General features: G+C 70.6%; 13 protein-coding genes. 6 read left to right on the top strand and 7 right to left on the bottom strand.

The window, feature by feature from the left end:
- Positions 1–21: 21 nt before the first annotated feature.
- Both ACZ60J_RS20530 and ACZ60J_RS20525 read left to right on the top strand, forming a co-directional pair.
- Entirely contained in the window at positions 22–561 is a 540-nt protein-coding gene (locus ACZ60J_RS20530; RefSeq protein WP_469683645.1) for a hypothetical protein, read from the top strand.
- 152 nt (positions 562–713) lie between these two features.
- A complete protein-coding gene (locus ACZ60J_RS20525; protein WP_469683643.1) occupies positions 714–1,010 on the top strand; it encodes a hypothetical protein in 297 nt (98 codons plus the stop codon).
- An 84-nt stretch (positions 1,011–1,094) separates the two neighbouring features.
- On the opposite strand, the gene ACZ60J_RS20520 is transcribed toward ACZ60J_RS20525, so the two are convergent.
- From ACZ60J_RS20520 to ACZ60J_RS20505, 4 genes are all read right to left on the bottom strand, one after another.
- A complete protein-coding gene (locus ACZ60J_RS20520) occupies positions 1,095–2,219 on the bottom strand; it encodes a GuaB3 family IMP dehydrogenase-related protein (protein ID WP_469683641.1) in 1,125 nt (374 codons plus the stop codon).
- Positions 2,220–2,375: 156 nt separating this feature from the next.
- A complete protein-coding gene (gene guaB / locus ACZ60J_RS20515) occupies positions 2,376–3,881 on the bottom strand; it encodes an IMP dehydrogenase (RefSeq protein ID WP_469683639.1) in 1,506 nt (501 codons plus the stop codon).
- 194 nt (positions 3,882–4,075) lie between these two features.
- A complete protein-coding gene (locus ACZ60J_RS20510; protein ID WP_469683638.1) occupies positions 4,076–4,714 on the bottom strand; it encodes a sigma-70 family RNA polymerase sigma factor in 639 nt (212 codons plus the stop codon).
- Between the two features lie 361 nt (positions 4,715–5,075).
- Positions 5,076–5,687, bottom strand: a complete 612-nt coding sequence (locus ACZ60J_RS20505; RefSeq protein ID WP_003948568.1) for a response regulator transcription factor — start codon at positions 5,685–5,687, stop codon at positions 5,076–5,078.
- A gap of 379 nt (positions 5,688–6,066) precedes the next feature.
- Here ACZ60J_RS20505 and ACZ60J_RS20500 point away from each other — a divergent pair, with 379 nt between their 5' ends.
- Positions 6,067–6,402: a WhiB family transcriptional regulator gene (locus ACZ60J_RS20500; protein ID WP_327305055.1), complete on the top strand. Its 336-nt coding sequence runs from the start codon at positions 6,067–6,069 to the stop codon at positions 6,400–6,402.
- Between the two features lie 149 nt (positions 6,403–6,551).
- On the opposite strand, the gene ACZ60J_RS20495 is transcribed toward ACZ60J_RS20500, so the two are convergent.
- A complete protein-coding gene (locus tag ACZ60J_RS20495; RefSeq protein ID WP_469683637.1) occupies positions 6,552–7,460 on the bottom strand; it encodes a LysR family transcriptional regulator in 909 nt (302 codons plus the stop codon).
- Positions 7,461–7,540: 80 nt separating this feature from the next.
- On the opposite strand from ACZ60J_RS20495, the gene ACZ60J_RS20490 reads away from it, so the two are divergent.
- The 3 genes from ACZ60J_RS20490 (at position 7,541) to ACZ60J_RS20480 (ending at position 9,807) form a co-directional block, all read left to right on the top strand.
- Positions 7,541–8,218, top strand: a complete 678-nt coding sequence (locus ACZ60J_RS20490) for an MOSC domain-containing protein (RefSeq protein ID WP_469683636.1) — start codon at positions 7,541–7,543, stop codon at positions 8,216–8,218.
- A 9-nt stretch (positions 8,219–8,227) separates the two neighbouring features.
- On the top strand, positions 8,228–9,001 hold the full coding sequence (locus tag ACZ60J_RS20485; RefSeq protein WP_469683635.1) for an SDR family NAD(P)-dependent oxidoreductase: 774 nt from the start codon (positions 8,228–8,230) through the stop codon (positions 8,999–9,001).
- A gap of 107 nt (positions 9,002–9,108) precedes the next feature.
- Positions 9,109–9,807 carry an ester cyclase gene (locus ACZ60J_RS20480; RefSeq protein ID WP_469683633.1) on the top strand — a complete coding sequence of 233 codons (699 nt, stop codon included), beginning with the start codon at positions 9,109–9,111 and terminating at the stop codon, positions 9,805–9,807.
- Between the two features lie 126 nt (positions 9,808–9,933).
- Here ACZ60J_RS20480 and groL read toward each other — a convergent pair whose 3' ends face one another.
- Positions 9,934–11,565: a chaperonin GroEL gene (gene groL / locus ACZ60J_RS20475; protein ID WP_469683632.1), complete on the bottom strand. Its 1,632-nt coding sequence runs from the start codon at positions 11,563–11,565 to the stop codon at positions 9,934–9,936.
- 136 nt (positions 11,566–11,701) lie between these two features.
- On the bottom strand, positions 11,702–12,010 hold the full coding sequence (gene groES, locus ACZ60J_RS20470) for a co-chaperone GroES (RefSeq protein WP_008739621.1): 309 nt from the start codon (positions 12,008–12,010) through the stop codon (positions 11,702–11,704).
- Positions 12,011–12,545 lie beyond the last annotated feature (535 nt).

The raw sequence follows: 12,545 nt of genomic DNA, 5'->3' as shown, positions 1-12,545 counted from the left end.
AATCCCTGGGGGGGATTTTCCATGAGCCAGCAGTTCCCGTCGCCCGCGCCCGACGCCGGTACGCCCGCGACGCCCGCGCCCGAAGCCGCCGCCACCCCGGCCCCCTACCCGGGCCCGTCCGGCGCCGACTTCCTCCAGGCCCCGGCCCCGGCCCCGGTACGCCCCGCCAACGTGGGCCTCGGGATCGCCGCGGCCGTGGGCGCCGCCCTGGTCACCGCCGCCGTCTACGGCACGATCATCGGCCTGACCGAGTACCAGATCGGCTTCGCGGCCGTCGGTGTCGGCGCCGCCGTCGGTTTCGCCGCCGGCAAGCTCGGCGGGTCCAACCCCCTCCTGCCGGTGCTCAGCGCCCTGCTGTCGCTGGCCGCCGTGTTCGCGGGCCAGATCCTCGGCATCGCCATGATCGGTGCGGACGAGATCGGCGTGAGCACCCTGGACGTCCTCGACCTCGGCACCTCCCTGCTCGTCGACGCCTGGACGGAGACGTCGGGCCCGATGACGTACCTGTTCCTCGCCCTCGGCGGCTACACCGCCTTCCAGTCGGCCCGCAAGGCCGCCTGACCCCTCGTCCCGCACGGCTGGCCCCGGACTCCGCACAGGAGTCAGGGGCCGTCCTCGTCCGCGGCCGCCGTGCGGCTCCGAGCAGGCAGGACCATGATCGTGCGGGGGCGGAAACCTGTCTTCCGCATGGCCCCCGGCCCTATGATCCGCGCGTGTCCCCGAACCCCCCGAACCTCCCGAGCGCCCCGAGCGCCCCAGACGCTCCGGGCGCCCCGAACACCCCCGACCGGGAACGCGCCGCCTGGTTCACCGTCCTGCTGTGGGTGCTCGGTGTCCCCGGAATGGTCACCCTCGTGGGGGTGGTCCTGGCCGGCACGTTCATGGGCGACCGGCACGGCCAGCTCTCCCACGACGACGGGTACGCCCTGCTGCCCTGGCTGCTCGTCGCGGCGGCTTTCCTCGTCCCGTGGGCCATCTGCGTGAACCGCCGGACCAAGGGCAGGAACTGACCGCCGCCCCGCCTGCACCCCCGTACGCCCGAGGCCCGGCTCCCCCGTGGGGGAGCCGGGCCTCGGAAGGTGCGGTGGCGGGTCTCAGCGGCTGTGCTGGGAGTCCGCGATGGTGACCTCGACCCGCTGGAACTCCTTGAGCTCGCTGTAGCCGGTGGTGGCCATCGAGCGGCGCAGCGCGCCGAAGATGTTCATCGAGCCGTCCATGGTGTGCGACGGACCGGTGAGGATCTCCTCGGTGGTGCCGACCACGCCCAGGTTGACCTTCTTGCCGCGCGGCACGTCCTCGTGGACGGCCTCCATGCCCCAGTGGTGGCCCTTGCCGGGCGCGTCGGTGGCACGGGCCAGCGGGGAGCCCATCATCACGGCGTCGGCGCCGCAGGCGACGGCCTTCGGGATGTCGCCGGACCAGCCCACGCCACCGTCGGCGATGACGTGCACGTAGCGGCCGCCGGACTCGTCCATGTAGTCGCGGCGGGCCGCGGCCACGTCGGCGACGGCGGTCGCCATCGGGACCTGGATGCCGAGCACGTTGCGCGTGGTGTGCGCGGCGCCGCCGCCGAAGCCGACCAGGACGCCGGCCGCGCCGGTGCGCATCAGGTGCAGGGCCGCGGTGTAGGTGGCGCAGCCGCCCACGATGACCGGGACGTCGAGCTCGTAGATGAACTGCTTGAGGTTCAGCGGCTCGGCGGCGCCGGAGACGTGCTCCGCCGACACGGTGGTGCCGCGGATCACGAAGATGTCCACGCCCGCGTCGACGACGGCCTTGGAGAACTCGGCCGTGCGCTGCGGGGAGAGCGCGGCGGCGGTGACGACGCCCGAGTCGCGCACCTCCTTGATCCGCTGGCGGATCAGGTCCGCCTGGATCGGAGCGGAGTAGATCTCCTGGAGGCGGCGGGTGGCGGTCTCCTCGTCCAGCTCCGCGATCTCGTCGAGCAGCGGCTGCGGGTCCTCGTACCGGGTCCACAGGCCCTCGAGGTTCAGCACGCCGAGGCCGCCGAGCTCGCCGATGCGGATGGCGGTCTGCGGGGAGACGACCGAGTCCATGGGGGCGGCCAGGAACGGGAGCTCGAAGCGGTAGGCGTCGATCTGCCAGGCGATCGAGACCTCCTTCGGGTCCCGGGTACGGCGGCTGGGGACGATGGCGATGTCATCGAACGCGTACGCCCTGCGGCCGCGCTTGCCGCGCCCGATCTCGATCTCAGTCACGTGTGGTGGCCTTTCCTGTGGGTCTGCCCGTCCAGTATCCCCGAACCCCGGCGCGCCGCGTTCCGGTGACCGCTGTACGGACGCACGCACCGGGCCCGCCGGGCACGGCGAAGGAGGCGGACCCGGCCGGGTCCGCCCCCTTCAGCAGCGCTTCGTTCAGCCCTTGCGGCTGTAGTTCGGCGCCTCGACCGTCATCTGGATGTCGTGCGGGTGGCTCTCCTTGAGGCCGGCCGAGGTGATCCGGACGAACCGGCCCCGGTCCTGGAGCTCCGGCACCGTGCGGCCGCCGACGTAGAACATCGACTGGCGCAAGCCCCCGACGAGCTGGTGCACGACCGCGGAGAGCGGGCCGCGGTACGGGACCTGGCCCTCGATGCCCTCGGGGATGAGCTTGTCGTCGCCGCCCACGCCCTCCTGGAAGTAGCGGTCCTTGGAGAAGGACTTGCGGTCGCCGCGGGACTGCATCGCGCCGAGCGAGCCCATGCCGCGGTACGACTTGAACTGCTTGCCGTTGATGAAGAGCAGCTCGCCCGGGGACTCCTCGCAGCCCGCGAGCAGCGAGCCGAGCATCACCGTGTCGGCGCCGGCGACGAGCGCCTTCGCGATGTCGCCGGAGTACTGCAGGCCGCCGTCGCCGATGACCGGCACACCGGCCGCCTTGGCGGCGAGGGAGGCCTCGTAGATCGCCGTGACCTGCGGGACGCCGATGCCGGCGACCACGCGGGTGGTGCAGATGGAGCCGGGGCCGACGCCGACCTTGATGCCGTCGCAGCCGGCGTCGATGAGGGCCTGGGCGCCGTCACGGGTGGCGATGTTGCCGCCGATGACGTCGACCGTCGAGTTCGACTTGATCTTGGAGACCATGTCGCCGACGAGACGGGAGTGGCCGTGGGCGGTGTCGACGACGATGAAGTCGGCGCCCGCCTCGATCAGGGCCTGGGCCCGCTCGTACGCGTCGCCCGCGACGCCGACGGCGGCGCCGACGAGCAGCCGGCCGTCCTTGTCCTTGGCGGCGTTCGGGTACTTCTCGGCCTTGACGAAGTCCTTGACCGTGATGAGGCCCTTGAGGATGCCGGCGTCGTCGACGAGCGGCAGCTTCTCGATCTTGTGGCGGCGCAGCAGCTCCATGGCGTCCACGCCGGAGATGCCGACCTTGCCCGTGACCAGCGGCATCGGGGTCATGACCTCGCGCACCTGGCGGCTGCGGTCCGACTCGAAGGCCATGTCGCGGTTGGTGACGATGCCGAGCAGCTTGCCCGCCGGGTCGGTGACCGGGACGCCGGAGATGCGGAACTTGGCGCAGAGCTCGTCGGCCTCGCGCAGGGTCGCGTCGGGGTGCACCGTGATCGGGTCGGTGACCATGCCGGACTCGGAGCGCTTGACCAGGTCGACCTGGTTGGCCTGGTCGGCGATGGAGAGGTTGCGGTGCAGGACGCCGACGCCGCCCTGGCGGGCCATCGCGATGGCCATCCGGGACTCGGTGACCTTGTCCATCGCGGCGGAGAGCAGCGGGACGTTCACGCGGACGTTGCGGGAGATGAGCGAGGACGTGTCGATGGCGTCCGGGGACATGTCCGACGACCCGGGGAGCAGCAGCACATCGTCATACGTGAGGCCGAGCGTGGCGAATTTGTCGGGCACTCCGTCGGCGTTCACAGTCATGACACCTTCCAAGATGGTCTTGCTCAGCGCGGATGTCCATGCTAACGGGAGCGCGACGCCTCTCATTCCACGACGAAGATCGATGGCGAGATTCGTATCTTCCTACGGGAAAAACCTCGTACGGCCTAGCCTTCGACGCTCACTGCTCGACCACTGCCCGGCGACTGCTCGGCTACTGCCCGACGACTGGACGCCTACTGCTCGGCGAGCGCACGGAGCCGGCTCAGCGCCCGGTGCTGCGCGACGCGCACCGCTCCGGGGGACATGCCGAGCATCTGGCCGGTCTCCTCCGCGGTCAGCCCGACGGCCACGCGCAGGACGAGGAGCTCGCGCTGGTTCTCCGGAAGGTTGGCGAGCAGCTTCTTGGCCCAGGCGGCGTCGCTGCTCAGCAGTGCGCGCTCCTCCGGCCCAAGGGAGTCGTCGGGCCGTTCCGGCATCTCGTCCGAGGGCACGGCCGTACTGCCCGGATGGCGCATGGCGGCCCGCTGGAGATCGGCGACCTTGTGCGCGGCGATGGCGAAGACGAAGGCCTCGAAGGGGCGTCCGGTGTCGCGGTAGCGCGGCAGGGCCATCAGGACTGCGACGCAGACCTCCTGCGCCAGGTCCTCCACGAAGTGACGAGCGTCACCGGGAAGTCGCGACAGGCGGGAGCGGCAGTAGCGGATGGCGAGGGGGTGCACGAAGGCGAGCAGATCGTGGGTGGCCTGCTCGTCGCCTTCCACCGCACGGCGTACGAGCGCGCTGACGGTACCGTCGCCGCTGTTTCGGGAGGCGCCGCCGCCTCCTGTGGTCGCGGGTGACCCCGGGGCCGGGCCTTCGCGGTCTTCGCGCATCAATCCATGGTGCCTTGGCGCCGGAGTATTCGCGGCACTGCGGCCCGTGTTGTACGTCGAAGCGTTATGCGTCGACGGGTTGTGCGGGGTGGGTGCACCGGAACTCATGCTCTGGCCCCTCCCCTCCCGCTCGGCCGAATCGTCCCCGCGGCGACATCTCCAGGATGCGCCACACCCTCAAGCATGCGGCATCGCGCCCGAAGCGACACGTCCCCCGGATTGTGCACCGTCAATCCCCGGTGCGCACCCGGGTGCGGCGGATCGGGCGGCGGGAGATTCCGGAGGGCGGTCCGGGCCGCGGGATCCGGGGGGCCGGCCCGCCGGCGGCACCGCCGGCCGGTGAGGGCCGGCGGTCGCGCGGTCAGCGGACCAGGCCCCAGCGGAACCCGAGTGCCACGGCGTGCGCCCGGTCGGACGCGCCCAGCTTCTTGAACAGCCGGCGGGCGTGCGTCTTGACCGTGTCCTCGGAGAGGAAGAGCTCGCGCCCGATCTCCGCGTTGGACCGGCCGTGGCTCATGCCCTCCAGCACCTGGATCTCGCGCGCGGTGAGCGTGGGCGCGGCGCCCATCTCGGCCGAGCGGAGCCGGCGCGGGGCCAGCCTCCAGGTCGGGTCGGCCAGGGCCTGGGTGACCGTGGCCCGCAGTTCGGCGCGCGAGGCGTCCTTGTGCAGATAGCCGCGGGCGCCGGCGGCGACCGCGAGGGCCACGCCGTCCAGGTCCTCGGCGACCGTCAGCATGATGATGCGGGCGCCGGGGTCGGCCGAGAGGAGACGGCGGACCGTCTCCACACCGCCGAGCCCGGGCATCCGTACATCCATCAGGATCAGGTCGGAGCGGTCGGCACCCCAGCGGCGGAGGACTTCCTCGCCGTTGGCAGCCGTCGTCACACGCTCGACGCCGGGCACGGTGGCAACCGCGCGACGGAGCGCCTCTCGGGCAAGCGGGGAGTCGTCGCAGACGAGGACGGAAGTCATGACCGCCCTCCGCAGCTGCTGATGCGCGTCACCTTGAGCCTCCAGGCTGGTACGTATCGTCACCTGTGCGGTCGATGCTCCCGGACACCTGTCCGAGAACTTCTTGGTTCAACCGCCTTCGCACTCTCAACGATGGTCACTCGAAAGAGTTACGGGTCGGACGGACACCTTCGGCACTCTACGTGAGGAAGCGAACACACGGCAGGAGCCACTCGCCGCGTGTCCTCCAGATGACGGTATGCCCTATTTGGCGGCTTTCCTTCCGTTTGGCGCATGTCTGAGGCTAGATTCGCAATCAGTCATATTTACATCTACTACGACAGTAGATGTGGAGACATGGACCGTATCCGCCTCAGTACCGGCACCAAGAGGACTACCCATGGCAGATTTCTCCCGCCTCCCCGGACCGAACGCCGACCTCTGGGACTGGCAGCTGCTGGCTGCCTGCCGCGGGGTCGACAGCTCCCTCTTCTTCCACCCGGAAGGCGAGCGGGGCGCGGCCAGGAGTGCGCGCGAGACCTCGGCTAAAGAGGTCTGCATGCGCTGCCCGGTGCGTTCTGAATGCGCCGCGCACGCACTCGCCGTCCGCGAGCCCTACGGGGTGTGGGGCGGCCTCACCGAGGACGAACGCGAAGAACTGATGGGCCGCGCGCGCCATCGCCTGATCCCGGCCACGACCGCGATCGGACCGAGCGCGCCGATCGCCCCGCACTGAACGGGCTTCCCGCCGAAACGACCGAAGGAACGTTTCTCCGAACCTTCTCCGAACCATCCGGGCTCGGCAGCCACCCGACCGGCCGTACCGCCGTACGGTCCTTCGGGTGGCGCCCGTCCGGCGCGGATGCTCCGGCGCCGGACCGGCCGTCAGCGCCGGGCGGCCCGCTCCAGCTGGGCCAGGGTCGCGGCCACCGCCGGGACCCGCGCCAGGTCGGGCAGGGTCAGCGCGACGATCTCCCGCTCGACGGCCGGTTCCACGGCGAGGGTGCTCACGCCCTTGGCCCGTACGGACTCCACCGCGAGCTCCGGCAGCACCGCGACCCCGAGCCCGGCCCCGACCAGGCCGACCACGGCCGGGTAGTCGTCGGTGGCGAAGTCGATGCGCGGGGTGAAACCGGCGGCCTCGCACACCTCCACCAGATGGCGGCGGCAGCGCGGACAGCCCGCGATCCAGGGCTCGTCGGCCAGCTCCGCCATGCCCACCCGCTCCGCCCCCGCCAGCCGGTGCCCCTCGGGAACCAGTCCGACGAGCCGGTCGGTCAGCAGCGGCCGGACCACGAGGTCCTCCCACTCGGCCGCCGAGCCCCGCCCGTCGCCGTCGCCGCCGTAGCGGAAGGCCAGCGCGAGATCGCAGTCCCCCTCGCGCAGCATCTCCACCGAACGCGGCGGCTCCGCCTCGACCAGCGAGATCCGGGTCCCGGGATGTTCGCCGCGCATCGCCGCGAGCGCGGTCGGCACCAGCGTGGAACTGCCGCTGGGGAAGGAGACCAGCCGGACCCGGCCGGCGCGCAGCCCGGCGATGGCCGCGACCTCCTCCTCGGCGGCCGTCAGCCCGGCGAGGATCCCGGCGGCGTGCCGGACCAGCGCCTCACCGGCCTGGGTGAGGCGCATTTCGCGCCCGGTGCGGATCAGCAGCGGGGTGCCCGCGGACTGCTCCAGGGCCTTCATCTGCTGGGAGACGGCCGGCTGGGTGCAGCCGAGCTCGCGGGCGGCGGCGGAGAAGGACCCGGTTCCGGCGACAGCGCGCAGAACTCGGAGATGGCGTGCCTCGATCACCCTTCGAGCATAAGGGGTGCTTTGACCTGGGCGCACATAATCCCCGGCAGCCTTTGAGGCCATTCCGCTAGCGTGGGGCCATGCATCTGATCTCCGTGAACCTCGGCCGCGCGACGGCCGTCGACTACACCGACGCCCCGGACGGTCTGACCGGTCACGGCAAGATCCCCGCGCCGGGGCCCGTACGGGTCTTCGCGCCGGGCCCCAAGGGCGTCGGTGCGAGCGGTGTCGAAGGGGACGACGTCTGCCATCTGCGCCATCACGGCGGGGACCACCAGGCCGTGTACGCGTACGCCCGCGAGGACCTGGAGTGGTGGGAGCGCGAGCTCGGCCGCGAACTGCCCGGCGGCATCTTCGGCGAGAACTTCACCACCGCCGGCCTCGACGTGAACGGCGCGCTGCTCGGCGAGCGCTGGCGGGTGGGCCCCGACCTGCTCCTGGAGGTGGCCTCGGCCCGCATCCCGTGCCGGACCTTCCAGGGGATGCTCGGCGAGAAGGCGTGGGTGAAGCGGTTCACCCAGGAAGCCCGGCCGGGCGCCTACCTGCGGGTCCTGCAGGAGGGCTCGGTCTCCCCCGGCGACACCATCGAGGTCGTGCACCGCCCGGACCACGAGGTGACGGTGGAGTTCTGGTTCCGTGCCTTCACCACCGAGCGGGAGCTGCTGCCGCGCACGCTGGCGGCGGGCGACGCCCTGGAGCCGGAGGCTCGGGACAAGGCACTGGCCCACGTGGAGAAGTACGGGAAGCAGGGCGACTAGGTTGCGCCTATGACGACTGCGTTGATTACGGGATCCACGGCGGGCATCGGCGCCGCCTTCGCCCGGCGGCTCGCCGCCGAGGGGCACAACCTCGTCCTGGTGGCCCGGGACACCAAGCGGCTCGGCGAGCAGGCCACCGAGCTGCACGACCGGCACGGGATCGAGGCCGAGGTGCTGGCCGCCGACCTCTCCACCGAGGACGGCATCGCGGCCGTCGAGGAACGCCTCGGCGACCGCAAGCACCCGGTGGACCTGCTGGTGAACAACGCGGGCTTCGGCAACAAGGGCCGCTACCTCGAAGTCTCCATGGCCGACGAGCTGACCATGCTGAAGGTCCACATCGAGGCGGTGCTGCGGCTGACCTCGGCGGCCGTGGAGCCGATGCGCTCGCGCGGACGCGGCGGCGTGATCAACGTGGCCTCGGTGGCCGCCTTCCTGCCGCGCGGCACCTACGGGGCGAGCAAGGCCTGGGTCGTGCAGTTCACCCAGGGCGCGGCCAAGGACCTGTCCGGCTCGGGCGTACGGATGATGGCGCTGTGCCCGGGCTTCGTGCGCACCGAGTTCCACGAGCGGGCCGGCATGGGCACGGACAACATCCCCGGCTGGATGTGGCTCGACGCCGACAAGCTGGTGGCGGCGGCGCTGGCCGATCTGGCCCGGGGCAGGACGGTGTCGATCCCGGACCCGCGGTACAAGGCGCTGATGGGCCTGGTGAAGGTGGCCCCGCGGGGGCTGCTCGGCGGAGTGTCCTCGCGTACGGGGCGCAAGTACGGGCCGCAGTAGCCGCACCTCTGCCACCTGCGGCGGCCTGGCGACCTGCGAGTAAACGCGGCAAATGGGTGAAATCTCCCTAGACTGGATGTGTCCCATCCAGCGCGGGAGGCGACGCGATGACATTCGTACAAGTGATCGACTACGAGACCACGCGCTTCGACGAGATGAACCATCTCATCGACCGCTATGCCGAGCAGACCGCGGGCAGGCGCACGGTCACTCACACGCTCATCGGCAGGGACCGCGACTCCAGCACCCACTACCTGGACCTCGTCGAGTTCCCCTCGTACGAAGAGGCCATGAAGAACTCTCAGCTCCCGGAAACGGACCGGATGTTCCAGGAGATGGTGGCGCTCTGCGACGGCATGCCGAAGTTCATGAACCTCGACGTGGTCCGCGACGAGTACCTCAACAAGCTCGTCGTGAACCGCTTCCTCGAGGAGGTCGTGGGCAAGGGCGACTTCGACGCCGTCGAAGAGTGCATCGCGGCCGACTACATGACCCACGACATCATGGAGCGCCCCGGCGAAGGCCACGGCCGGGAGGGCATCCGCAAGACCGTCGGCATGTGGCGGGACGCCTTCGACATGACCTTCGACATGACGCGCCAGCTGGCCGAAGGCGACTGCGTCACCACCCTGTGGGACTGGAAGGGCACCCACAAGGGCGAGTTCATGGGGGTCGCGCCCACCGGCAGGGAATTCACCATGTCGGGCTGTACGACCTGCCGGATCGAGAACGGCCAGATCGCCGAGGACTGGTGGTACTACGACGCCCCGGGCCTGATGCGCCAGATGGGCATGATGCCCGGCTGACGCTCCACGCGGGGCGGGCCGCACACGGGAAAGCCCCGGTCACCACCGCTTGGCAGCGGTGACCGGGGCTTTGCCGTGCTTACTGCTTACCGACTCACTGACTCTCTGACGAGGTCAGCGGCCGAGTCAGTGGCTGTGGCCGTGGCCACCGTGGCTGTGACCGGCGTCGGCCTCTTCGTCGGCCGGCTTCTCGACGACCAGGGTCTCGGTCGTGAGCAGCAGGGACGCGATGGAAGCGGCGTTCTCCAGCGCGGAGCGGGTGACCTTGACCGGGTCGATGACGCCGGCCTTGACCAGGTCGCCGTACTCGCCGGTGGCGGCGTTGAAGCCCTGGCCCTTCTCGAGCTCGGCGACCTTCGAGGTGATGACGTAGCCCTCGAGGCCGGCGTTCTCGGCGATCCAGCGCAGCGGCTCGACGGCGGCGCGGCGCACGACCGCGACACCGGTGGCCTCGTCGCCGGACAGGCCGAGGTTGTCCTCCAGCACCTTCACGGCGTGGACGATCGCGGAGCCACCGCCGGAGACGATGCCCTCCTCGACCGCGGCGCGGGTCGCCGAGATGGCGTCCTCGAGACGGTGCTTCTTCTCCTTGAGCTCCACCTCGGTGGCGGCGCCGACCTTGATGACGCAGACGCCGCCGGCGAGCTTCGCCAGGCGCTCCTGCAGCTTCTCGCGGTCCCAGTCCGAGTCGGTGGACTCGATCTCGGCCTTGATCTGGTTGACGCGGCCGAGGACCTCGTCGGAGGAGCCGCCACCGTCGACGATGGTGGTGCCGTCCTTGGAGATCGTGACGCGGCGGGCGGAGCCCAGGATGTCCAGACCGGCCTGGTCGAGCTTGAGGCCGACCTCCTCGGCGATGACGGTGGCACCGGTGAGGGTGGCCATGTCCTGGAGCATCGCCTTGCGGCGGTCACCGAAGCCGGGCGCCTTGACGGCGACGGCGTTGAAGGTGCCACGGATCTTGTTGACGACGAGGGTGGAGAGCGCCTCGCCCTCGACGTCCTCGGCGATGATCAGGAGCGGCTTGGAGGCGCCGGCCTGGATGACCTTCTCCAGCAGCGGCAGGAGGTCCTGGATGGAGGAGATCTTGCCCTGGTTGATCAGGATGTACGGGTCATCGAGGATGGCCTCCATACGCTCCTGGTCGGAGACCATGTACGGGGACAGGTAGCCCTTGTCGAAGGCCATGCCCTCGGTGAACTCGAGCTCCAGGCCGAAGGCGTTGGACTCCTCGACGGTGATGACACCGTCCTTGCCGACCTTGTCCATCGCCTCGGCGATGAGGTCACCGACCTGCTGGTCCTGCGCGGAGAGCGCGGCCACGGCGGCGATGTCGGACTTGTCCTCGATCGGACGGGCGGTCGCGAGGAGCTCCTCGGAGACGGCCTTGACCGCGGCGTCGATGCCCTTCTTCAGGGCGGCCGGGGAAGCACCCGCGGCGACGTTGCGCAGACCCTCGCGGACCAGCGCCTGCGCCAGGACGGTGGCGGTGGTGGTGCCGTCGCCCGCGACGTCGTTGGTCTTGGTCGCGACCTCCTTGACGAGCTGCGCGCCAAGGTTCTCGTACGGGTCGTCGAGCTCGACCTCACGCGCGATGGTGACACCGTCGTTCGTGATGGTGGGAGCGCCGAACTTCTTGTCGATGACGACGTTGCGGCCCTTGGGACCGATCGTCACCTTGACGGTGTCGGCGAGCTTGTTGACGCCACGCTCAAGGGCGCGACGGGCGTCCTCGTCAAACTTGAGAATCTTCGGCATGGGAGCGGTTCAGCCCTCTCGTTGCTATCCCCGGCCGCTCACCGCGACCGCCTGTCCAAAACGAACTACGCCCCTCGCCGCCCGGCTTCAGCAGGGGTGACCAGGGGCGTAGCTCACAACACAACTGGAGAAGTGATTACTTCTCGACGATCGCGAGCACGTCGCGGGCCGAGAGGACGAGGTACTCCTCGCCGTTGTACTTCACTTCGGTGCCGCCGTACTTCGAGTACAGGACGACGTCGCCGACGGTGACGTCCAGCGGGAGACGCTGGCCGTCCTCGAAGCGACCCGGGCCCACCGCGAGGACGACGCCCTCCTGGGGCTTCTCCTTCGCGGTGTCCGGGATGACCAGGCCAGAGGCCGTGGTCTGCTCGGCGTCGAGCGGCTGGACCACAATGCGGTCCTCGAGCGGCTTGATGGCAACCTTGGAGCTGGTGGTCGTCACGATCTGACCTTCCGCTTCGGAGATCCGGAGTTAACTGTCTGGGTGGCGAGCTTGTCGATCCGTCGTCGCGGGTGCCGGATCCACTGTCGCAGGGTTGGCACTCACCAGGGGCGAGTGCCAGACGCGAGACTATTCCGGGGATTAGCACTCGGTCAAGCGGAGTGCCAATACGCGCCGCTGGGTTTCGCAGCCGGACCCGCCTGCCGGGGCCCCGGACCCCGCTCCCCGGGGGCGCCGCCGGCCCTTGGCTCCCTGCGGCACCGTTGCCGGGGACCAGTCCCCGGACCCCTGCTCCTCAAACGCCGGAGGGGCTGGATGAGGCGTTTGAGGCGCGGGGTCTGGGGCGGAGCCCCAGGGGGGTCCGGGCGCAGCCCGGGGAACGGGCGAAGGGCGGGTAGGGGACTCCGCCCCGCAGGGCCCACCCACCCGCACGCGCCCACCGGACCGGGGAACGGGCGGCCGTGGCCGCACCCCCGCCCCACCACCGCCGGACGGAGTCCGGCGCAGCGGCGCGAAGCCGGGGAGGCCCTCCAGG

The sequence above is a fragment of the Streptomyces sp. NPDC104226 genome, from assembly GCF_055584085.1.
This window is presented reverse-complemented; position numbering and strand designations above follow the sequence as displayed.

Excerpts from the sequence above, each read along its gene's own strand:
- ACZ60J_RS20530 (WP_469683645.1), top strand. The coding sequence starts at position 22 with ATGAGCCAGCAGTTCCCGTCGCCCGCGCCCGACGCCGGTACGCCCGCG.
- guaB (WP_469683639.1), bottom strand. The coding sequence starts at position 3,881 with ATGACTGTGAACGCCGACGGAGTGCCCGACAAATTCGCCACGCTCGGC.
- ACZ60J_RS20510 (WP_469683638.1), bottom strand. The coding sequence starts at position 4,714 with ATGCGCGAAGACCGCGAAGGCCCGGCCCCGGGGTCACCCGCGACCACA.
- ACZ60J_RS20505 (WP_003948568.1), bottom strand. The coding sequence starts at position 5,687 with ATGACTTCCGTCCTCGTCTGCGACGACTCCCCGCTTGCCCGAGAGGCG.
- ACZ60J_RS20500 (WP_327305055.1), top strand. The coding sequence starts at position 6,067 with ATGGCAGATTTCTCCCGCCTCCCCGGACCGAACGCCGACCTCTGGGAC.
- ACZ60J_RS20490 (WP_469683636.1), top strand. The coding sequence starts at position 7,541 with ATGCATCTGATCTCCGTGAACCTCGGCCGCGCGACGGCCGTCGACTAC.
- ACZ60J_RS20485 (WP_469683635.1), top strand. The coding sequence starts at position 8,228 with ATGACGACTGCGTTGATTACGGGATCCACGGCGGGCATCGGCGCCGCC.
- ACZ60J_RS20480 (WP_469683633.1), top strand. The coding sequence starts at position 9,109 with ATGACATTCGTACAAGTGATCGACTACGAGACCACGCGCTTCGACGAG.
- groL (WP_469683632.1), bottom strand. The coding sequence starts at position 11,565 with ATGCCGAAGATTCTCAAGTTTGACGAGGACGCCCGTCGCGCCCTTGAG.